The organism is Desulfovibrio sp. JY (assembly GCA_021730285.1).
Taxonomy (GTDB): Bacteria; Desulfobacterota; Desulfovibrionia; order Desulfovibrionales; family Desulfovibrionaceae; genus Solidesulfovibrio.
The window spans coordinates 1,027,428-1,049,025 of sequence record CP082962.1 but is presented as its reverse complement, the minus strand read 5'-3'; the positions used below and the strand labels follow the sequence as shown (position 1 = coordinate 1,049,025).

Annotated in this window: 20 protein-coding genes; 5 read left to right on the top strand and 15 right to left on the bottom strand. The window is 66.1% G+C overall.

Features of this window, described 5'->3' with window-relative positions; all coding sequences use genetic code 11:
* Positions 1 to 45 precede the first annotated feature (45 nt).
* Entirely contained in the window at positions 46 to 693 is a 648-nt protein-coding gene (locus K9F62_04710; protein UJX41993.1) for a response regulator, read from the bottom strand.
* A 7-nt stretch (positions 694 to 700) separates the two neighbouring features.
* The gene (locus K9F62_04705) at positions 701 to 1,090 is read right to left on the bottom strand and encodes a response regulator (GenBank protein UJX41992.1); all 390 of its coding nucleotides are present in this window, start codon (positions 1,088 to 1,090) and stop codon (positions 701 to 703) included.
* 135 nt (positions 1,091 to 1,225) lie between these two features.
* On the opposite strand from K9F62_04705, the gene cysQ reads away from it, so the two are divergent.
* Both cysQ and K9F62_04695 read left to right on the top strand, forming a co-directional pair.
* Positions 1,226 to 2,023, top strand: coding sequence for a 3'(2'),5'-bisphosphate nucleotidase CysQ (cysQ, locus tag K9F62_04700; protein ID UJX41991.1), 798 nt, complete (start codon positions 1,226 to 1,228; stop codon positions 2,021 to 2,023).
* Positions 2,024 to 2,089: 66 nt separating this feature from the next.
* Complete coding sequence (locus K9F62_04695; protein ID UJX41990.1) at positions 2,090 to 2,362, top strand: circadian clock protein KaiB; 273 nt, start codon at positions 2,090 to 2,092, stop codon at positions 2,360 to 2,362.
* Positions 2,363 to 2,434: 72 nt separating this feature from the next.
* On the opposite strand, the gene K9F62_04690 is transcribed toward K9F62_04695, so the two are convergent.
* Positions 2,435 to 3,484: an agmatine deiminase family protein gene (locus K9F62_04690; protein ID UJX41989.1), complete on the bottom strand. Its 1,050-nt coding sequence runs from the start codon at positions 3,482 to 3,484 to the stop codon at positions 2,435 to 2,437.
* Between the two features lie 213 nt (positions 3,485 to 3,697).
* Here K9F62_04690 and K9F62_04685 point away from each other — a divergent pair, with 213 nt between their 5' ends.
* Positions 3,698 to 4,552: a (Fe-S)-binding protein gene (locus K9F62_04685; GenBank protein UJX41988.1), complete on the top strand. Its 855-nt coding sequence runs from the start codon at positions 3,698 to 3,700 to the stop codon at positions 4,550 to 4,552.
* A 14-nt stretch (positions 4,553 to 4,566) separates the two neighbouring features.
* Here K9F62_04685 and K9F62_04680 read toward each other — a convergent pair whose 3' ends face one another.
* From K9F62_04680 to K9F62_04625, 12 genes are all read right to left on the bottom strand, one after another.
* Complete coding sequence (locus tag K9F62_04680; GenBank protein UJX41987.1) at positions 4,567 to 5,499, bottom strand: multidrug resistance efflux transporter family protein; 933 nt, start codon at positions 5,497 to 5,499, stop codon at positions 4,567 to 4,569.
* Between the two features lie 9 nt (positions 5,500 to 5,508).
* Entirely contained in the window at positions 5,509 to 6,066 is a 558-nt protein-coding gene (locus K9F62_04675) for an HDIG domain-containing protein (GenBank protein ID UJX41986.1), read from the bottom strand.
* Complete coding sequence (locus tag K9F62_04670) at positions 6,063 to 6,323, bottom strand: hypothetical protein (protein ID UJX41985.1); 261 nt, start codon at positions 6,321 to 6,323, stop codon at positions 6,063 to 6,065. The genes K9F62_04675 and K9F62_04670 overlap by 4 nt, the downstream gene beginning before the upstream one ends.
* An 87-nt stretch (positions 6,324 to 6,410) precedes the next feature.
* A complete protein-coding gene (locus K9F62_04665) occupies positions 6,411 to 8,513 on the bottom strand; it encodes a PAS domain S-box protein (protein UJX41984.1) in 2,103 nt (700 codons plus the stop codon).
* 40 nt (positions 8,514 to 8,553) lie between these two features.
* Positions 8,554 to 8,745, bottom strand: coding sequence for a hypothetical protein (locus tag K9F62_04660; protein ID UJX41983.1), 192 nt, complete (start codon positions 8,743 to 8,745; stop codon positions 8,554 to 8,556).
* Entirely contained in the window at positions 8,736 to 9,113 is a 378-nt protein-coding gene (locus K9F62_04655; GenBank protein ID UJX41982.1) for a phage holin family protein, read from the bottom strand. The genes K9F62_04660 and K9F62_04655 overlap by 10 nt, the downstream gene beginning before the upstream one ends.
* A gap of 1 nt (position 9,114) precedes the next feature.
* A complete protein-coding gene (locus K9F62_04650; protein ID UJX41981.1) occupies positions 9,115 to 9,411 on the bottom strand; it encodes a DUF883 family protein in 297 nt (98 codons plus the stop codon).
* 42 nt (positions 9,412 to 9,453) lie between these two features.
* Positions 9,454 to 11,055, bottom strand: a complete 1,602-nt coding sequence (locus tag K9F62_04645; GenBank protein UJX41980.1) for a PAS domain S-box protein — start codon at positions 11,053 to 11,055, stop codon at positions 9,454 to 9,456.
* Positions 11,056 to 11,195: 140 nt separating this feature from the next.
* A complete protein-coding gene (locus K9F62_04640) occupies positions 11,196 to 11,441 on the bottom strand; it encodes a Nif11-like leader peptide family natural product precursor (GenBank protein UJX41979.1) in 246 nt (81 codons plus the stop codon).
* A 200-nt stretch (positions 11,442 to 11,641) separates the two neighbouring features.
* Positions 11,642 to 11,977 (bottom strand): hypothetical protein, encoded by a 336-nt coding sequence (locus K9F62_04635; protein ID UJX41978.1) that lies wholly within the window; start codon positions 11,975 to 11,977, stop codon positions 11,642 to 11,644.
* A gap of 537 nt (positions 11,978 to 12,514) precedes the next feature.
* The gene (locus K9F62_04630) at positions 12,515 to 14,221 is read right to left on the bottom strand and encodes a glutamine--tRNA ligase/YqeY domain fusion protein (protein UJX41977.1); all 1,707 of its coding nucleotides are present in this window, start codon (positions 14,219 to 14,221) and stop codon (positions 12,515 to 12,517) included.
* A 173-nt stretch (positions 14,222 to 14,394) separates the two neighbouring features.
* A complete protein-coding gene (locus tag K9F62_04625; GenBank protein ID UJX43129.1) occupies positions 14,395 to 14,739 on the bottom strand; it encodes an SH3 domain-containing protein in 345 nt (114 codons plus the stop codon).
* Between the two features lie 358 nt (positions 14,740 to 15,097).
* Here K9F62_04625 and K9F62_04620 point away from each other — a divergent pair, with 358 nt between their 5' ends.
* Positions 15,098 to 17,605, top strand: a complete 2,508-nt coding sequence (locus K9F62_04620; GenBank protein ID UJX41976.1) for an EAL domain-containing protein — start codon at positions 15,098 to 15,100, stop codon at positions 17,603 to 17,605.
* A 383-nt stretch (positions 17,606 to 17,988) separates the two neighbouring features.
* The gene (locus tag K9F62_04615; GenBank protein UJX41975.1) at positions 17,989 to 21,543 is read left to right on the top strand and encodes a PAS domain S-box protein; all 3,555 of its coding nucleotides are present in this window, start codon (positions 17,989 to 17,991) and stop codon (positions 21,541 to 21,543) included.
* Positions 21,544 to 21,598 lie beyond the last annotated feature (55 nt).

Here is a 21,598-nt window from a genome sequence, read left to right as displayed (position 1 = left end):
TTTTTGCAAAAAAGGGTTCCCTCCCCCGGGGTCCTTCTCTTTTTCTTACTCTCTCCCCAACAGCCGGACCCAGCCCAGCGGCCGACCCGAGGCGTCGGGGCAGGGCGTGTCCGTTTCGGTGGGGGCCGGCGGCTGTCCGGGGAAAGCATCGGCGAAAAGTTCTCCGGCCAGGCGGCCGTCGGGATGGGCGAACAGTACCCGGCCGTCGGGATCGACCACGGCAAAGGGGCGGCCGAAGGCGTGCCCCACGGCTTCGAGCAGCCGGCGATAGAGCTGGGCCGCCGCGTCGGTGGGGCAGGGGCGTTCGCGCTGCCGCCGGGTGATGGCCATTTCCAGGTTGGCCTTGAGGTCGAGGAGTTTGACGGGCTTTTGGATGTAGCCGGCGGCGCCTGTCGCGGCCACGCGGTCCATGATCTCGCGGTCCACGGCCGCCGTGAGGAAGATGACCGGCGCGCCCAGGGATTCGATGATGGCCTTGGCCGCCGTCACCCCATCCATGGTCCCGGCCAGGTTGATGTCCATGAGCACAATGTCCGGGGCATGGGCCGCGGCCTCGGCAACGGCTTCCTCGCCGGTCTCGATCACGGCGCACACGCCGTAGCCCAGGCGATCCAGGATTTTTTCGACCACGCGGGCCGAGAGCGGATCGTCCTCGACGATGAGCACCGTACGGCGGGCTGGGGCGTCGTCCATGGCCGTATTACGCCTTGTCCGCGAGCTGTATCTTCTGGTAGGCGTCCTGGATTTTGTAATACAGGTCGTCCATCTCGGCCGGCTTCATCAGGTAATCGAACGCGCCCTGCTCCATACCCCGAATAGCCACGTCCACATTGGCGTGCCCGGTCAGCATGATGACTTCCACCCGGGGATGGGCCTGCTTGATGCGGGAAAGCGTTTCCATGCCGTCCATGCCGGGCATTTTGACGTCGAGCAGCACCACGTCCACTTCGTTTTCGTTCAAAATGGACAGCGCCTGCTCGCCGCTTCCCGCCGTGAGCACCGTCAGGCCGCGTCTGGCCAGGCGTTTGCGCAGCGTGTCCACGTAGATTTCCTCATCGTCGACCAGAAGAACCCGTACCGCTTCGCTCACGACAGACCCTCCGCTTGGACATGGCATAACTGCCTGTTCATAGCCGTGCGGCACCGGAAATGCAACAGAGCGGCGCATTGACAGCCGGCCCCTCGCTTCATAGGTAGCGGCCCAGACAACGGAAAGGGAGCAGGCATGCGCGATCTCGATCTGTCCGCCATCGGCGGCATTGCCCGGCTGGCCGGCCACGCCGTGCTGGAAATCTACCACAGCGGTTTTACCGTTGCGGAAAAAGCCGACCATTCGCCCGTGACGACCGCCGATACGCGTTCGAGCGCCATCATCCTGGACGCCCTGGCCCAGGTGTACCCGGACGTGCCCGTGGTGTGCGAGGAGACGAAGGCCGCGCCGTACGAGACGCGGCGACGCTACAAGCGGTTTTTTCTGGTCGACCCCTTGGACGGCACCAAGGAATTCATCCGGCGAAACGACGAATTTTGCGTGCTCATCGCGCTTATCGAGGCGGGGCGGCCCGTGTACGGCGTCATCCACGCGCCGGTCGCGGATACGCTTTACAGCGGCGGCCCGGGCATCCCGGCCACGCGACGGGTGGCCGGGGGAGACGCCGAGCCCATCCACGCCGTCGCCCCGGTCCCTGGCCAGCCGCTTCTCGCCATGGGCAGCCGGTCCCATGCCGATGCCGCCACGGCCGCCTATCTGGGGCGCTTTCCCGGCGTGCGGCTTGTCAGCCGGGGCAGCGCGCTCAAGTTCGCCGCCCTGGCCGAAGGGGCCTGCCACCTGTATCCGCGCCTGGCCCCGACCTGGGAATGGGACACCGCCGCCGGCCATGCCGTGCTTGTGGGGGCGGGGGGCGTGCTGACCGCACCGGACGGCGGGGAATTTCGTTACAACAAGCCGGAATTGCTGAACGGGCCGTTTGTGGCCCGCTCTTTTTCCGGAGATGCCGTTGACGGAAATTCCATCCTAGTTTAGTATGGAATTAGGACCGGGTAACCGCCCGCGTCGTGCCCGCAACGCTGTTCTTCGTGGGGAGGGATCATGCCTGAGAATCTTATTTTATACCTTGCCGGAAAAACGCCGGGAAACAGCCGGTTGGAAGCGGCGTTGCGCGACTGGTGCGACAGGCTCCAGCCCGGCCGGTTCCGGCTGGAAGTGGTGGATGTGGAAAAATGGTCGTCCAAGTCGCAGTCGCCTCCGGTCCTGGCCGTGCCCGCCCTGGCGATCGGGAGCACCGGGCGCATGTTCGTGGGAGATTTTTCCAATATTTCCAACGTGATGACGGCCTTGGGCTGCCTTTTGGCCGCTTCCTAGGGACAGCGCGCCGCGCCTTGAAATAAACCCGGGCTCACCCGCCCGGTCCCGGAAACGCCTCCCCCCGCCGCATCAGGCTCCCGCCGGCTCCTCGTGAGTCAGGCAGTGCACCGCCCCAAGCCCCCAGACCAGGTCCACGGCGCTGATGCCGACCACCTCGCGGTCCGCGAAGGTCTCGGCCAGGATGCCAAGCGCCAGCCGGTCGCGCGCGTCGTTGAAGGTGGGAACCAGCACCACGCGCGGCGTGATCAGGAAATTGGCGTAGCTGGCCGGCAGCCGCTGGCCCCGGAAAACAAGGGGATGCGGCATGGGCAGGTCGATGACGGTGAGCTTGCCGCCGTCGGCCAGGCGCGCGCCGGAGAGCCGTTCGCGGTTTTCGGCCAGGGGACGGTGATTGGCGTCGGCCGGGTCGTCCTCCCGGCACAGCACCACCGTGTCGCGGGAAACGAACCGGCACAGGTCGTCCACATGGCCGTGGGTGTCGTCCCCGGCAATGCCGCGCCCCAGCCAGATGACGTTTCGTGTGCCGAGGTACTCGGCAAAGACCGCTTCGTAGTCGGCCCGCCCGAACCCCGGATTGCGCACCTGCTGCGTCGCGTCGAGCAGGCATTCCTCGGTGGTCAGCACGTCGCCAGCGCCGTTGCCGTCCATGGCCCCGCCTTCGAGCACCACCCGCCGGCCGTCGCGCTCGGGAACCACCACCTCCATGCCCAGCTCGCCGCACACCCGCTTCCCCACAGCGCTGTCCTTTTCATAATCCGGATATTTGGCCCAGCCGGTAAAGCCGAAGTCCACCGCGACCACCCGGTCGCCCCGGCGCACGAAAAACGGCATGAAATCCCGGGTCCAGCCCCGGTCCATGGGCGTGGTGAAGACTTCCACCAGCCCCGTGTCCGCGCCCACGTCGCGCAGCACCCGCCGCGCCTTTATTTCCTGCGCGCCGTCGCGCACGAGCAGGCGCACCTTTTGTCCCGCACCCGTAAGCTTGCGGAGCATCTCGCCATACACCCAGGCAATGGGGGCGAACTTGCCCGGCCAGTCCGTCACATTGCCCGGCCAGGCCAGCCAAACCGCCGCCTGGGCGCCGAACTCCGCCGGCCATAGGATGTTGTTGTCAGGCATGGGAATCCTTCTTGGATGAGGATGGGAAATGAGCTGGGGAAGGGAACCCCGCCCCTACACCTGCCGGCAGACGTAGAGCACCAGCCCGACGACGGCAAGGGGGAAGTCGGCGGCAAGCGGGGCATGGGAGTCCTTGCCGGTTGCAGCGGCTTGGCATATTTTGACCAAACTGATGGGAAATAGATCGGATACAGGACGCAACACGGAGGACGCATGGCGGAAAAAGCCGGAAACGCGTGGGTGGCCAAGGTCGCCTGCGGGCGCAGTCGCGAGGAACAGACCCGGGACATAGAAAACTGCGGCAACCACGGGGCGATCCCCGTGCTTCGGGCCATGGCCCTGGCCGCAAGCGGGGTTGGAAAGGCCCGGGACACGGCGGCGAACGCCTTGCTGTTCGGGTGTTACAGGCCGTTTAGCACGCCGTATATCGTGCGTGATGTGATCCGTCTCCTTGACTTGCTCGATGTCGAATACACCTGGCTGGACAAGGAGTACTGCTGCGGCCTGCCCCTGCTGCATCAGGCCGCGGGAGAAGAGCGCCAGGCCGTTGTCGGCGCGATCCAAGGGTTTATGCGGGGCAATTGGGAGTTGGCCGAGGCCAAGGGGGCAAAACAGCTCGTTTACTGTTGCGCGGGTTGCGCCCATGCGGCCAAGGGCATTCAGGAAGACAGGCGGGAAGGCAATAAATACATTCTCGACCTGTTGCTCGATGCACTATCGACCAGGGCGCTTGCCGTGACGCCGATGCGGGTGGCGTATTTCGGCGGTTGCCATACCTCCTATGCCGGGCAGTTGCCGCAGGTTGCCCTCGATTGGGAGCGGTACCGCGCATTTCTGGAGAAGGTCGACAAACTGCGGGTGGTTGATTTGCCGCGCACGCTGTGCTGCAAGGTCAAGTCGGATAGAATCGTCGAAATGGCCTTGGAGGAAGGCGTCGATGCCATGGTCTGCGCCTGTTCGGGCTGCAATGTGGCCATACGGCAGGCCGGAAGCGGCAGGATTCGGGTGATGAGCTATCCGGAACTGCTGCTTGAAAGCCTTGGCGTGAAAAGCGACGGGGCTTCGTAAAAAAGCCGGTTCGCTTACACCTGCCGGCAGACGTAGAGCACCAGGCCGACGACGGCAAGGGTGATGCCGGCCGCGCCAATGGGGCCGGGCCAGGGGCCGGCCAAAAGCAGGGTCTCGCCGAGCAGGGAGAAGACGACTTCCAGGGACTGGGTGGCATCTGTCGCGGCCAGTTCGTAGGCGGTCCTGGCCCGGCTGCGGGCCCGCAGGAAGAGCGAAGTGGCGATGACGCCGGCAAAAAGCGCCACCAGGGCGGTCTGGACGACCTGTCCCTGGGACGGGGCCGGCGGGTGGGTGACCGCGACCAGGATCAGCCAGAAGGGAATCGAGCCGATGGTGAGGAGCAGGGTGGGCGTGCGCCCGGCGTCGAGCGCCGGCTGGTCGATGCGCGGGATGCGTTTGCCGCCGCCGTGGCGGGCTTCCCAGACGAGCTGGTTGCCGAGGGGGTAGGCCAGGGCGGCGACCAGCACGGCGACCACGCCCCAAAGCCTCCCCAGGTCGGTCGCGCCGCGCGCCTGTTCGAGGTTGACCAGCACGATGCCGCAGAAGATGAGCCCGGTAAACGCCAGCCCCTTGCGCGGCACCTTGCGCCCGAGAAGCGCCAACACCAGCGGCGTGGCCAGGATGGTGGACTGCCAGGTCGTGGCCACCACCCAGCCCGGGGAAAAGGCGGCGGCCAGGGTGACGCCGGCGTAGAAGACGCCGAAGCCGACCGAGCCGGCCAGGGTCCAGAACACGGGGTTGCGGCCGAAAAGCGCGAAGGCTTCCTTAAGCGCCCGGGGGCCGCCGGAAGCCAGCGTCCAGGCCAGGAGGATCGGCAGCATGAAGGCGTAGCGCAGGCTGGCCGACCACACCCAGTGCCCGCCCTCCAGGCTCATGGCCCGGTTGAGCACGAAGGTGCTGCTGAAAAACAGGGCGGCCATGGCCCCCAGCGCGATAAGGCGGCCCATGCGGGGCGATCAGGCCAGTCCGGTTTCGGCGGCGACGTCGGTGATGGCGGCGATGGCCAGGGCCAGAAATTCGTCCAGGGGCACGCCGGCCTTGTCGCATTCCAGGATGTTGGCCCGGCGCACGTTGGCGGCAAAGGCCTTGTCCTTCATCTTCTTTTTGATGCTCTTGGGCTTCATGCCGATCATCTTGTCCGGCCGCACCAGGGCGGCGGCGGAGATGATGCCGGTGACGGTCTCGGCGGCCCGCAGGGCGAAGTCGAAGGGGGTCTGGGGCGCAACTCCCGTATGCTCGTCGTTGTGGGCGGCGATGGCGTGCAGGGCCTCGGAGGGAAGCGCGCCTTCGGGCAGCAGTTCGGCCAGGGCGAGGCCGTGGCGCTCGGGGGCCTCGGCGGTCTGGGGGTAATCCAGGTCGTGGAGCAGGCCGGTTATGCCCCAAAGTTCGGGATCTTCCCCGAGCCGGGCCGCCATGGCCCGCATGACGACTTCGGTTTCGCGGCCGTGGGCCACCAGTCCGGGATGGGGATTCTGGGCCGCGATGAGCGTCACGGCCGTCGTGCGATCGATCATGAGGGATCCTTTGGCGTCTCGGCGGGGTGCAGGGCGTCGAGGTCGGCCCGGATGTCCTTGGCCACGCGTTCGGCATAGGCCAGGGCCACTTTCTTGGCGTCCTCGAGGTTGGGTATCTTGTCCTTGAGCGAGCGTTTGCCGACCTGGATCTTCCAGCCCGGCGCGCCCATGCGTTCATGGATGACGGCCACGAGCAGGGCCTTGCCGAGGTTGATGTAGTGTGTGCTGTCGTCGTGCCTGATCCATTCGGCCGTCATAACGCCTCCTGGGGGGACATTCGCCCCGCGACAAGCCCTATCATTTTGCCGGCCGGCGGCAAAGGGCGCGCGGGCGGCAATTTTCGATCATTGGGGAAAGCGCAGGGTGAAGGCCGCGCCGTCGTGGTTGCGGACGTCGAGGCTCCCGCCAAGCTGCCGGGTCAGGTTGACGACGAGCTGCATGCCGAGGGTGGCGCCGCCCTCCGGGGCAAAGTCCTTGGGGAGGCCGGGGCCGTCGTCGCTGACCACGATGACCACGTCTTTTTCTTCCTCGCGCAGCTCCACGCGCAACAGTCCGGCCTCGCGCCCGGCAAAGGCGTGCTTGTAGGCGTTGGTGAAAAGTTCGTTGAGGACGAGCCCGGCCGGCACCGCTTGCTCGATGGGCACGCCGACCGGATCGAGACGGCAATCGAAGGTCAGGCGGGGCGTTTTCTGGGCATGGCCGAAAAGGCGCGGCAACAGTTCCCGGATGTAGTCGTCGAGGCGGATGCGCGACAGACTGGTCGCGCGGTAGAGTTCCTCGTGGACAAGGGCCATGGAGGCGATGCGGTTGCGGCTTTCGCGGAAGCTTTCCAGCGCCACCGGATCGTGGACCTGCTCTTCCTGGAGATAGAGCAGGCCGGAAATGATCTGGAGGTTGTTTTTGACCCGGTGGTGGATTTCCTTGAGCAAGGTGTCCTTTTCGGCCAGGGACTCGCGCAGCTCGTTTTCGGCCTGCATGCGCTCGGTGACGTCCTTGTCCACGCCCCGGTAGCCCTTAAACGCGCCGGATTCGTCGCGCCAGGGAACGCCGCTCGTGCTGATGGAGCGCCGCAGGCCGTCCTTGGCCACGCGCCAGTGGATGCACTCGCGCAGGGGTTCGTCCGCGTCCCTGGCCGCGTCGAAGACCGGCCGGACCCGGGCCTCTTCGCCCGGAGCCAGGAAGTCGAAAAAGGATTTGCCGAGAAGCGCCTCGGGGGCGTAGCCCATGGATTGGCGCACCTTGGCGCTGACGTAGACGTAGCGGGCGTCGGCGTCGGTCTCCCATATCCAGTCGGCCATGCTGGCGGTGATATGGGCCATGCGTTCCTGGTTGCGGCGCAGGGCGGCCAAGGCGTTTTCGCGGGCCGTCTCCTGCCGGGCGAGCAGTTCCGTCATGGCGTCCAGGGTTTTGGCCACCTTGCCGATGCCGCTCTCGCCGTAAGGCAGGTCCGTGCGGGCGGTCAGGTCGCCCCGGCCGACGCGGTCGGCGGTGGCGGCGACCCGGTCGAGCCGCCTGGCAATGACCGCGCCGCCGAAAAACCAGGCCACGCCAATGGCCAGGACGGCGGCGGCGGCCAGAAGAATCAGGTTCGTGGCCAGGGCCTTTCTGGCCGGGGCCAGCACCACGGATTCGGGCAGTCCCACCACGAAAGTCATGTACGGCGTCTGGCCTGGAGCCAGGGAAAGCTTCTGGTAGGCCAGGAACCGGCGGCGTCCGTCGGAGCCGGTTTGCGGGAACGAGCCTTCCTCGCCGCCTTTGGAGACTTCTTCCCATACCGCCGCCTTGACCGGTCGGCCCAGCGGATTGGTTTCGGTCTTGGGTCGGTAGTAGAGCCGTACGCCCTTGTTGTCGGTGATGCCGAACATCGATCCCGGCGGCAGGAGCAGCTTGTCGAAGGCGGCGTCGTAGCTGGCGAGCTTGACCGCGGCGATGAGCACGCCGGCCGTGTTGCCGGCGGCGTCGCGGAAGGGCAGGGCAAAGGGGAAGGCGGGGTCGAAGCCCGTGCGGCTGACGATGTATTCGCCGGCGGAAAAACGGCCCGTGGTCATGGCGTCCCGGAAGTGCTTGCGGTCGGCCAGGTTGACCCGGCCGTAGGGCAGGCCCGAGGCGACGATGTCGCCCTGCCGGTTGACGACGAGGATGTTGATATAGATGGGGTTTTGTTGGAGCAGGGAGGCGAAGAGCGCGTCGCAGGCCGTGGTGTCCAGGCGGCGCACTTCGGGCATGGCGGCCAGGGTGGTGAGGAGCAGCCGGGTGCTGTCGGTGATGCGGGCCTGGACCTGGGCGAAGGTGGCGGTCGAGCGCCGCGCCTCCATGGTGGCGTCCTCGACCAAGTGGCGTCGCTGCATGACGCCGTCGTAGACTTGCAAGCCCAACGCCGGCAGCACGGCCAAAAGGGCCAGCAAGACGAGTCCGCCCCGGATGGAGAGTGTCCAGCGGATTTTCACATGCCGTCTCCCGCGCCGCCCGCAGGCAGGCTTCGCCGTGTCAGCGCCTGCCGAGAAAGGACAACAGGCGTCGGGCCAGGGTCAGCCCCACCGTCAGGTCGGCTATGCCGTGGCGCAGGGATGCCCGGGCCATTCCCCATTCCAGGCCCAAAAGCCGCCGGTTGATGTCGCCGCGAAGGGCCAGTCGTTTTTTCTCGGCCTCGAGTTCGCGCAATTGTCCGTCTAGAAACATTCCCGATCCTTTCGCAACTCGGCGGCGGTCTGGGAAAAGACCCGGGGCAGCCGGGACAACCGGCGTCGCAGGCGCCAAAAGGCTCCCGCCCCCGCGACCAGACAGACGACGGCCACGCCCGCGGCCACGGCCACCCGCCACGGCGGCGGTACGGCCAGCAGCACGGCCACGCCGGCCAGCCCCAGCCCCACGACCAGAAACGCCGCGCCCGCGCAGGCCAGAATCAGGCACTGGACCAGACGCACCTTGGCCGCCCTGGCCTCCAGTCCCAGGAGTTCCAGCCGGTCGGCCAGGATCTCCAGGCAGATGCCGCACAGCCGGCCGCCGGCGGCCAGGGCTTCGTCGAGGGGGCCAAGCCCGGAGGCCACGCTACTTCCTGCTCATGAACCAGCCGAGAAACAGCCCCAGCAGAAAGGAGCCGCCCACGACGTGGTAGGGTTTGTCGCGCACCATCCGGTCGGCCGTGGCCACGGTCTCGTCGAGGAGCCCCTCGATGTCGGCGTATTTGTCCTTGGCGGCCTCGAGGCGTTCCTCAAGGCGTTGCCGGGCCTTTTGGATGTGCTCGTCGGCCTCGCCGGCCGTGGCGTCGAGCAGGGCTCCGGCGTGGCGCACGATTTCCCGCAGTTCCTCGGAGGCCTGGTCGGTATAGGCGGTTTTCCTCGGCATGGCGTTCCTCCTGGCAACAGGCTTTGTCCACTGTCCCGCACGCTAGTCCGTAAGGGGCGTCCTTGTCCATGTCCGGGCTTCGTCGTCCGTGGGGGCCTCGGTGTCCCGGGGCGGCGCCCCGGCCGCCAGGGGCAGGAAAAAATGAAACGCGCTGCCTTGTTCCGGTTCGCCGCGAAGGACGATGCGGCCGTCCATGCCCTTGGCCAGCAGGGCGCACAGCGCCAGCCCCAGCCCGGCTCCGCCCTGGCCACGGGTGGTCGAGGCGTCGAGCAGGGTGAAGGGGGTGAAAACGGCTTGCCGTTTTTCCGGCGGAATGCCCATGCCGGTATCGATGATGCCAAAGCGCAACACGTCCCGGTCCGCGTCCTCCGAGGACCGGGCCAGTTCCAGGCGGACTCCGCCCGTGGCCGTGAACTTGACGGCGTTGTCGAGGAGATGGTCGAGCACCTGCCGGATTTTTTCGGGATCGCCATGCGCTTCGGCCGGCACGTCCGGGTCCACGGACACGGTAAAGCCCAGGCCCTTGGCCGCGGCCCGGGGGGCGCAGGCTTCGGCGGCCTGCCGGGCCAGGGCGGCGGGGTCGTATGTCCTGGTTCGCAATTGCAAGGTCCCGGCGTCGAGACGCGAAATGGTCAGGACATCCTCGAGCTGGGCCAAAAGCGACTCGGCGGCCTGTTCGAGGGCGGTCAGAAATGCCGGCTGGCGGCCGGTAAGCCCGCTGTCGCGCAGCACGTCCACCATGCCGAGGATGGTGTTCATGGGCGTGCGGACCTCGTGGCTCATGACGGACAGAAACCGCGTTTTGGCCTGACTCGCCGCCTCGGCCGCCTCCTTGGCCAGACGCAATTCGCGCTCCATGGCCTTGCGCTCGGAGATGTCCATCATGACGGCAAGGAGGCAGGGCTCGCCGTAGGCGTCGAGGGGGATGCAGGAAAGCAGGCCGGTGGCGTTTCGGCCATCCTTGAGACGCACGCGCAACTCCATGTTGCGCACGACGCCCTCGTCATCGATGGCCTGGACGACCCGTTGCTGGTCGTCGGGATCGAGCCAGATGCCCAGGGAGTCGTTGCTGCGGCCGATGACGTCCTCCCGGGTGTAGCCGGTCATGTCGGTGAAGGTCTTGTTGACGTCGAGGTAGCGTCCGTCCTCCCAGGTGGTGATGGCGATGACGGCGGGGGTGAGGTGGAAAATCTTGTCCAGCCGTTCGCGACTTTCCCGCAACAGCTCCTCGGCTTCGAGTTCCTCGGTCACGTCCCTGGCGTAGATGGCCAGCCGGACCAGGCCGTCGGCCAGTCCCGGCAGGCGGTACAGGACGTTGTCGTAGGTGCGTCCGCTGCGGATATCCCGGAAGCATACGGTGCGGCCCGTGGTCATGGCCTGCGTGTAATGCCGCCGGCGGGCGGCGGCGACGGCGGGTTCGGTCAGGTCCAGGACGATCCGGCCACGCATGGAGGCGACGTCCCGGCCGAACCGCGCCGCTGCGGTGCGGTTGGCCGTGAGCACCCGGAAATCCTGGTCGAGGACCAGGATGGCGTCGCTGGTGGCGTCGAAGACCGTTTCGAGCAGGTCGTGATGGGCGCGCAGGGCCCGTTCGGCTTTCTGGCGACGGACGGTTTCGGCCCGCAGACGGCGGTTGCGCCACAAGGCCAGGACCAGGGCGGCGAGAAGGGCCAGGCCGAACAGGATGTCGATTGTGGTATGGGAAAGGTCGGTCCCGGCCGAGGCCGTGGCCGGGAGGCCGAGCAGGGCGGCCGACAGCAGCCCGGCCCGGCCCGATATCGCGGCTACATGAAGGCGTAGGCGCTGCGGCCGTGCTGGCGGCGCACCCGTTCGATCACGGCCGTGCGGTCGTCGCAGGCGAACCCGCCGGGGCTGGTGGCGCAGACGAGCTCGGCCGGCGAAAAGCGGTAGCCGTTGACGATGACGAAGCGGCGGCGCTCCCATTTGTTTTTGCATTCTCCAAGAGCCCAGCGAAAGTTCTGGTCCTCGCGGAGCCGGTTGACGAATTCCTTGGCGCTTTGCAGTGACATGGCTGCCCCTCCCTGAGCATATCCCGGGGAAAAGCAAAGGCCATGCCACCTCTTTTCATGCGACTCCATAAAATGGCTACATCATATTGGTATATAATAAAATAATGGAGAAATTTCTCCTGTCGCAGCCGCCCAAACCCGTTTCACCAACGCAAACAACCGCGCGCCTGGCGTCTGTGTTTGTCAAACGCGGATCGGGCTCACTTCGGGTAGTTCGTATTGCAGTATTTCGCGCACCAGTTGTTGGCCATCATCACCGTGGGCACGCAGCCGTCGAACTCGTTGGGGACGTACAGGCGGTTGTAGACGTCCTGGCAGGCCTTGACGCAGGCCTCCCGGGAGGCGTGTTTGACCGAGAGCACGTTCGTGTCGAAATCGTTGCAGATGGAAATGGTGTCGCAGGAGGCGCGCCGGCCGATGGAGGTGTAGCAAAAGCCCCGGAATTCGGAGTCGGTCAGGGGCCGGGAAATGCTGCAGGCGGCGAGCCCGATGGTGAGGGTGAGCAGGGCCAGTGCGAGTGCCAAAGGTCTTTTCATGGGTTCCTTCCTTTTCGGAGCCCTGCCTCGGATTGTCCAAGTCCTGGTCGCGGACCCCGCCGCCCGGTACGGTACACTGTTTGCCCGCGCGTTGGGAAGGGGGGCCGGCCCGGTTGCGGCGGGAAAGGGCCGGGTACAAAACCTTGTACCGGCTGTCCCGGGGTTGGCTGGCCCGGTCAAGGATTCTGTACCCGAAACGGCTGTCCCGGCCTGGAAGTCCCCCTGTACTGTGCTGTGTAATACTTTGTTATTCTAGAATAAATTTTTTATTTTGAAGAAACGGGCGCGTTGGCCCCATCCTTGCTTATTAAAAAATATCCTTCCTCCAAGAACAAGAATTTAGAAAAAGGACTTCCGGGATGGCGACCCGAAAGTCCTTTTTCATTTGTGGCCGCTTCCCTGACGCCGCGACGGCCTGTGCCCGCGATCGGCCGCTGTGGTGAAAAAAAAGGGCGGCCGGCCGCGCGACCGGGAAATCCCGGACCTGCGCGGCCAGCCGCCCCGTCGCCCGAAGGCGTACAATTCCTTTGACCGCGTCTACCGACCGGCCGCCTTGGCCCACGAATCCCGCAGCGCCACCGACCGGTTGAAGACCGGCTTTTGCGGCGTGCCGTCCTTGTCGGCGCAAAAATAGCCCAACCGCTCGAACTGCACGTTCTCCCCGGCCTGGACGTCGGCCAGCGCCGGTTCGATCAGGGCATCCGCGATCACGTCCAGGGACTCGGGATTGAGCCAGTCCTTGAAGTCGCCCTTGCCCTCGGAGGGATTTTCCTTGGTGAACAGGCGGTCGTAGAGGCGCACCTCGGCCGGTTTGGCGTGGGCGGCGGACACCCAGTGCAGCGTGCCCTTGACCTTGCGTCCGTCGTTGGACCAGCCGCCGCGCGTGGCCGGATCGTAGGCGCAGCGCAATTCGACGAGCTCGCCCGTGGCCGGGTCCTTTATGACGCCGGTGCAGGTGACGTAGTAGGCGTAGCGCAGCCGCACCTCGGCCCCGGGGGCCAGACGGAACCATTTCTTGGCCGGGGTCTCCATGAAGTCGTCGCGCTCGACGTAGATTTCCCGGGAAAAAGGCACCGGCCGCGAGCCCTGGGACGGGTCCTCGGGGTGGTAGGGGCAGTCGAACGTCTCCGTCTGGCCCTCGGGGTAGTTCTCGATGACGACCTTGAGCGGCCGCAGCACGGCCATGACCCGCTTGGCCCGGCGGTTTAAGTCCTCGCGCAGGCAGTGCTCCAAAAGGGCCATGTCCACCATGTTGTCGGCCTTGGAGATGCCGATGCGCTCGCAGAAGTCGCGGATGGCCTCCGGGGTGTAGCCCCGGCGGCGGATGCCGCTTAAGGTCGGCAGGCGCGGGTCGTCCCAGCCGGATACGCATTTTTCCGTGACCAGCTGGATGAGCTTGCGCTTGCTTAAGACCGTATAGGAAAGGTTTAAGCGCGCGAATTCGATCTGCTGGGGATGCTGGGGCACGGGCAGGTTGTCGAGCACCCAGTCGTAGAGCGGCCGGTTGTTCTCGAATTCCAGCGAGCACAGGGAATGGGTCACCCCTTCCAGCGCATCGGAAATGCAGTGGGTGTAGTCGTACATCGGGTAGATGCACCACGCGTCGCCGGTGCGGTGGTGGGCGACGTGCTTGATGCGGTAGAGCACCGGGTCGCGCAGGACCACGTTGGGGCTTTGCATGTCGATTTTCGCCCGCAGCACCTTGGCCCCGTCCGGAAACTCGCCGGCGCGCATGCGGCGGAAAAGCCCGAGGTTTTCCTCGGGCGTGCGATCACGGTACGGGCTGTCCTTGCCCGGTTCGGTCAGCGTGCCCCGGTAGGCCCGGATCTCCTCCTGGGACAGGTCGTCGACATAGGCCAGGCCCTTTTCGATCAGCATCTCGGCAAAGGCGTAGAGCCGGTCGAAATAGTTCGAGGCGTAAAAGAGCCTGTCTTCCCAGTCGAAGCCCAGCCAGTGCACGTCCTCTTTGATCGCGTCGACGTATTCCACCTCTTCCTTGGCCGGGTTGGTGTCGTCGAAACGCAGGTTGCACTGGCCGGAAAATTCCTTGGCCAGGCCGAAATTGAGGCAGATGGACTTGGCGTGGCCGATGTGCAGGTAGCCGTTGGGCTCCGGCGGGAAGCGGGTATGGACGCGACCGGCCCATTTGCCGGTGCGCATGTCCTCGTCGATGATCTGGCGGATGAAATCCCGGGCCGGGGCGGCCCCGGCTACGTCCTTGGCTTCCGCGTCGCGTGCGGTCATGGCTGTGCCTCGTTGCTTTGATAAGGAATGCGGCGGCCGGCGCGGCCGCAAGAAGCGTGAAAAATAGGGCAAAAGCCGCAGACGGTCAAATGGGGCGGGCGACGTTGACGGCGCCCGGGAAATGGCCAGCGGGTCAGGCCGGCATTTCCCGGGCGCGACGCAGAGGTGGAATCCTAGAAGAGGATGTTGTTGGTGTTGACCCAGCCATACATGCTGCGGCTCGGCACATGGACCAGGGCCCAGCCCTCGCGGTCGTTGAGCAGGATGTCGACCTGGGTGCCGAGGGGCATTTTGGCCAGGATGCCGCAATAGAGCCCTTCGCAGATGCGCAGCGGCAGGTCGGGCATGCCGGCCCGGGCCGTGGCCTGCGGGGTCAGGGTCCAGGTCTCGGCCAGGATGGCCTGCTGCTGCGAGCTCATGCCCATGGGGGCCGTCGCCGCGGCCGGCTGCATGCCCTGGGCCTGGGCCAGGGCGGCAAAAGCCAGGAGCAAGCCGGAAAAGACTGCGAGGGTAAACATCCGAAAGGCGAGATTGGTCTTCACGATAAAAAACCTCCTGCCTGTTTCGCCGCGCCGGTCGGCCGGCTGGCGCGCCGCTGATCCGGGCGCGGCCGTGGTGGTTTTCCGCTTCCCGTAAAGGGAGGAACCCACAATATTGCTACCATACCCCCTTATTGGGGGCCGTCAACGCCGATTTCCGCGGATCCCCGCCCGGCGGTGTTTTCGGCGGGGCCTGGCTGATCTAACATGTCGCCATTATTAACAGTAATGTAATATTATGTGTGGATAGCCCATGCTTAATCGTATTATTTCAGTAGGTTGACATTCAAGGTCTCATACTGCAAAGCTTTGGCCATCTTTTCCCGAGGCGACAATAATGGCCATGCATTCCCCGGGCCTGTGCCCCGATGTCCCGATCGACGCCTTCCGGCGCTTGTTTTCATGTTCCCCCAATGCCGCGCTGGTGCGGGATGCCGACGGCGTGATCCTGGCCGTCAACACGGCCTTTGAGGCGCTTTTCGGCGTGGAGGCGGGCGAGGTCGTGGGCGCGGACCTGCGCGACGTGGTGCGGCCCGTGGACGCGGGCGCCGACCGGCCGGAAGGGGAGACCTGGAACCTGTGCGGCGCGGCATTTCTGCGCTTCACGCGCTGGAGCGCCGGGGAAAACGGGGTCGTGGACGTCAGCGTCTCCAATTTCACCGTGGGGGTCGTGGACGGCCGGCCCGTGTCCTGCATGCTGTTCCGGGACATTTCCACGCGGCGGCGGGCCGAGGAGAAGCTGCGGGCCGCCGAGCGCAAGTACCGCTCCATTTTCGAAAACGCCGTGGAGGGCATCTTCCAGACCACGCCCGAAGGCCGCTATCTGGAGGCCAATCGGACCCTGGCCCGCATTTACGGCTTCGCCTCCGTGGCCGAGATGACGGGGCATTTCCGCGACATCAGAAGCCAGCTCTACGTCGATCCGGGCCGGCGCGACGACTTCGTGCGCGAGCTGTCCGCCCATGATCAGGTGCGCGATTTCGAATCCCAGATCCGCATAAAGGACGGCTCCGTCATCTGGATTTCCGAAAATGCCCGGGTGGTGCGCGAGGCCGACGGCAAACCGGCCTATTACGAAGGCACCGTGGTCGACATCACCGACCGCAAGCGGGCCGAGGAGAGCGCCGCCGCCCAGCGCGCCTACTTTTCCCAGCTTTTCGCCAATTCCCCCCAGGCCATTTCGCTTATCGACATGCATCGCAACATCGTGGACGTCAACGCGGCCTTCGAGGACCTCTTCGGTTTCCGGGCGGCGGACCTCAAGGGCTTCGGCATGCGCGCTTTCATCGTGCCCGAGTCCCTGCTTACCGAATGCGAAAACGTCCGCGCCGCCATCCTGGCCGGCAAATCGGTCGTGCGCGAGACCTCCCGCCGCCACCAGGACGGCCGGCTCATCCCCGTGTCCATGATCGGCTTCCCCATCCGCATCGGCGGCGAGACCCAGGGCCTCGTCTACATTTACCAGGACATCTCCGAGCGCAAGGCCTTCGAGGCCCAGATCACCCATCAGGCCTTCCACGACGCCCTGACCGGGCTCCCCAACCGCAGCCTGTTCGCCGACCGGCTGGAGCGGGCGCTGACGCGCGCGAGGCGCCGCGACGACTACCGGTACGCGGTGCTCATGCTCGACCTCAACAAGTTCAAGGGGATAAACGACACCATGGGCCACGCGGCCGGCGACCTGCTCCTGCGGGAGGTGGGCCGCCGCCTGTCCGGCTGCGTGCGCTCCATGGATACGGTGGCCAGGCTCGGCGGCGACGAGTTCGCCATTGTCCTGGAGGAGCTCAAGTCGCACAAGGAAGTCATGGCCGTGGTCGACCGCATCGGCGCGGCCATCGCGCAGCCCTTTTGCCTGTGCGGCACCACGGTTTCGCCCGGGGCGAGCATCGGCATCGTGCTGCACACCCGGGATTACGCCGAGGCCGAAGACGTGCTGCGCGACGCGGACATCGCCATGTACCGGGCCAAGGAGCAGGGCCGGCTGTCCATGATTTTCGACCGCCAGATGCATCAGGAGATCCTCGAGGCCATAACGATGGAAGTCGACCTGCGCCAGGCCCTTGAAAAGGGCCAGCTGCTGCTGCACTACCAGCCCATCGTGGACGTCAGGAGCAGCGACATCGTGGGCTTCGAGGCCCTGGTGCGCTGGGACCACCCGAGCCGGGGCCTCGTGCCGCCGGGAAAATTTATTCCCCTGGCCGAGGAAACCGGGCTCATCGTGCCGCTCGGACGCTACGTCATCGACGAGGCCTGCCGGCAACTGCGCGCCTGGCAACTGGAAATGCCCAAGGCCGCCCACCTCACCGTCAGCGTCAATGTTTCCTGCCGCCAGTTCGTCAAGGACGGTCTGGTCGAACACGTGGCCGACGTGCTGGCCGAAACCGGGCTGCCCCCCTCCTGCCTCAAGCTCGAAATTACCGAATCCGTGCTCATGCACGACGCCCGGATCACCGCCCGGGAGCTCGAACGCCTCAAGGCCCTGGGCGTCAAGATCGCCATCGACGATTTCGGCACCGGCTACTCCTCCCTGTCCTACCTGCGCCAGCTGCCCATCGATCAGCTCAAGATCGACCGCTCCTTTATCAGCGGCCAGGAATGCAACGGCGAAAGCCAGGAAATCGTCAAGTCCATCATCTCCCTGGCCCGCAGTCTGGGACTGACCGTGGTCGCCGAAGGCGTGGAATGCCCCGATCAGCTCGACCGGCTGCGTCTGGCCGATTGCGACAAGGCCCAGGGATTCATGTTCTCCCGCCCCCTGGACAAGGACGCCGCCCACCGGCTCATCCGCAAGGACGTCGGCAGCCTTGTCTGCGGCTCTGGCGACAGACAGGAGCGCCGCCCCTGACCCCGACAGGGAGGCCCGGCCTCCCTGCCTCCCCCCGTCCCCGCCGAATGGCATCACCGCACCTGCGGTGACGCGGTCGCGCGCATTTTCATCCGCCATCCCGACCCGGCAACGAGCGCTTCGCAGGGCCTGAAGCCCTTCTGGCGGACTTGCGGGGCGAAGCCCTGGCCAAGCGATGCGGGCGGGGCGGTGTCCGCCGCGTATTGTTCCGAAAAGAATGGAATGGTGACCGTATAGGCTGTTTGTCAAGACAAATAGCATAATAAATCAATTAGTTAGAACGATAAAAAAGAAAAGGCGGAAAAGGAAAAAAGCGTCTTTACACGTAATATGGTTACGTGTTTGTATGCGTTCCCGCGAGGGGAACGCCCCTTGACGCTATTATGAAACGATCCGGATTCGCCACCGCTTTTGGCCGCAGACTGCGCCATTTGCGCCGGTTGGCCGGCCTGACCCAGGCCGCGCTGGCCGGACGGTCCGGCGTTTCCCTGGAACATCTCAACAAGATCGAACGCGGCGCGGCCGCGCCATCGCTTGCCGCCGTCGAGTCCCTGCAGCTGGCCCTTGGCGTGGAGCCGGCCTCGTTGTTTCTTTTCCCCGGGGAAGGCCCAGCCGAGGCGGAAGTCCGCCCCTGCGCCGGTTCCTCGTCCCGCCTCGGGCTTTTCACCTGGCGTCCGGACACGGGGCTGATCCGGGCCGCGCCGTCCCTGCGCCGCCTGCTCGGTCAGACCGGGCACGGGAGGCAGGAGCCGCCGGCCGCTTTTTTCGAAGCCCTGTTCCCCCTGGACGTCGAGGAGGCCCTGGCCGCCTTTGCCGCCCTGGAAAAGCCCGGCGACCGCCAGACGCTTGCGCCGCGTTTTCGCCGGCGCGACGGCGAAATGCGCCAGGGCACGCTGACCCTCGAGCTTTTCGCCGAGGAGCGGGGCGGCCGGCGGGGCGGCGTCGGCGTGGTGGTCGATACTTCCGAAACGCTGCGGCTGCGGCGGCTGGTGCGCGGCGAAGCGGCCCTGATCGATCGCCGGGTGCGGGAACGCTCCGCCCGCCTGGAGCGCACGGTGGAGCGGTTGCGCCGGGAGAAGGCCGAGGCGGAGGCGCGGGAGCGCCGCTACCGGGGCAGCTTCCAAAACGCCCCCCTGGGCATGTTCCACTCCACGCCGGAAGGCAGCTATCTGGACGCCAACCAGGCGTTGGCCACGCTTTACGGCTACGACAGCCCCGATGCCCTGCGCCGCCGGGTCAGGGATATCCCCCGGCAGCTATACGGCGACCCGGCGCAGCGGGAGGACATGGCCCGGCTGCTGGCCGAACAGGGGCATGTCAGCGGGTTCGAGGCGACCGTGCGTCGCCGCGACGGAAGCCTGGTGCCCACCCGGCGCGACGTGCGGGCCGTGACCGACGCCGACGGCGGGGTGCTCTATTACGAAGGCTTCGTGCAGGACGTCACGGACCTGGACAATGTCGGCCAGTACCTGCGCCGCTACGTCCGCATCATCGCCGCCTCGTCGGACATGGTGGCGCTTATCGACCCGGACGGTCGATACCTGTTCGTCAACGACGCCTATGTCGCGGCGTTCGGCCGCAAGCGCGAAGAGATGATCGGCCGTCGGATCGGGGATTTCCTGGGGCACGACTTCTACGAGGCGAAGGTCGCGCCGCAACTGGCCAGGTGCCTGGCCGGCACGCCGGTCATGTACGAGGTCTGGACCGAACTGCCGGCCCTGGGCCGGCGCTTCCTCAGCCTGCATTTCGCCCCCTGGCTGGAGGAAGCGGGCAAGCCCTGCGTGGTGGTCAGCATCAGGGACATGACCGAGACCCGGCTGGCGGTGGAGGAATTGCGCGAAAGCGAGAAGACCACCTCCATCCTCTATCGCGTTTCCAACGCCGTGGCTTCGGAAGAGGACATGCAGGTCCTTTTTCGCACCATCCACGGCATCCTCGGCGAGGTCATCGACGCCAGGGAATTTTTCATCAGCCTGGTCGACCAGAAGCATGACCGCCTGGAATACGTGTACCACGTCAGCGCCGTCGATCCGCCGCCGCCGCCGCTGGAAGGGCTCAAAAGCCTGGTCACCCCGCTGACCCGCGACAATTTCAACGAGTTCAAGGGCGTGGACGCGCGTATCGAGGTGATGCGCACGGCCCATCCCCTGCGCGTCACCCGCCGGGGCATGCGCCTTTCCGGCATCGTCTGTTCCCCGCGCACCCCCGCGGTCTGGCTCGGGGTGCCCATCCGGGTGCGCCAGGAAGTGCTCGGGGTCATGGCCGTCATGCATTATTCCGATGCGACGCGCTATGGCCGCAAGGAGGCCGAGCTGCTGTTGTCCGTGGCCGAGCAGCTGGCCCTTGGCGTGGAGCGTCGCCGCACCCTCGACGCGTTGTGCGCCGCCAAGGAGGAGGCCGACCGGGCCAACGAGGCCAAGAGTCGGTTTCTGGCCAACATGAGCCATGAAATCCGCACGCCCATGAACGCGATCATGGGACTGACGGAAGTGACGCTGCGCACGCAGCTTTCGGGCGAGCAGCGCGACTACATCGACACGGTGCGCGACGCGGCCTGTCATCTGCTCGACATCCTCAACGATATCCTGGACTTTTCCAAGATCGAGGCCCGCCAGATGACCGTCGACGTGGTGGACTACGATTTGCACGATCTGTTGCGCCGGGTCGTCAGGACCCTTGGCGGCGCGGCCCGGGACAAGGGTCTGTGGCTCACCCTGGACGTCGACGTCGGCGTGCCGCGAAACGTGCGCGGCGATCCGGGCAAGGTCCGGCAGGTGCTCGTCAACCTCATCGGCAACGCCGTGAAATTCACCGAGACCGGGGGCGTGACGGTCCGGGCCGCCCTGACCATGCCCGATGGCGGCGGCGAGCAGGCCGCTGCTGTGCCGCTTTTGCGCGTGGAGGTGGCCGACACGGGCATCGGTATCCCGACCGAAATGTGCGAGGCCGTTTTCGAGAGCTTTCGGCAGGCCGACAATTCCACGGCCCGCCGCTTCGGCGGCACGGGCCTGGGCCTGGCCATCAGCCGGGAGCTGGCCCGCCTCATGGGCGGCGATATCCGCGTGCGCTCGACGCCGGGCTCCGGCAGCCTGTTCACCTTCACCACCGCCTTCCTGCCCGGCGAGGTCCGGCCCGACTCCGGGCGTCCCGCCGAAAGCGACATCGCCACGTCCCGCCGGCCCTTGCGGGTATTGGTGGCCGAGGACAACCCGGTCAACATCAAGCTCATGTCCATCCATCTCAAGAAGCTTGGGCACGAGGCCGTGGTGGCCACCTCCGGCGAAGCGGCGCTGTCGCTTTTATCCGCCGGGCGCTTCGATCTGGTGCTCATGGATGTCGAGATGCCGTCCATGGACGGCCTGACCGCCGCCAGGGCCATCCGGTCCGGCGGGACCGCCACGGAGCCCATCGACCAGAAAAATATCCCCATCATCGCGGTGACGGCCCATGTCACGCCCGAGGCGCGCCAAGCCTGCGTGGCGGCCGGCATGGACGATTATGTGGGCAAGCCCGTCAATCTGGATGAGCTGGCCCATACGATCGACCGTCTGGCGTCCCGGGCTGGCCCGCCGGACAGGGACATGGCCGCGGGCCAGGTCCCCAACGGGCCGCAGGGCGTGCTGGACGTGGAGTGGGCCTTGCGGCGCCTGGGCATCGATCGGGAATTGTTCACCCCGATCCTGGACACCTCCCTGGGCGAGTTTCAAAGTCGCCTGGAGGCGGCCGGCAAGGCCTTGGCCGATGGCGACAGGGACAGGGTGCGGCTGCACGCCCATACCCTCAAGTCCATCGCCGCCACCATGGGCGCGGGCGATTGCCTGGGGCTGACCGTCACCCTGGAACGGGCCGCCCTGGAGGCGGCGCCGCCGGCGCTTGCCGATCTGTTGGCGCGGCTTGGCCGGGCGCTTAAGGCTGTGGTCGCGGCCAGTCGGTCTTGACGCAGCCAGACGCAGGTGAGAGTACAAGGAACCTGTCAATCAGCAGCCCCGAGGG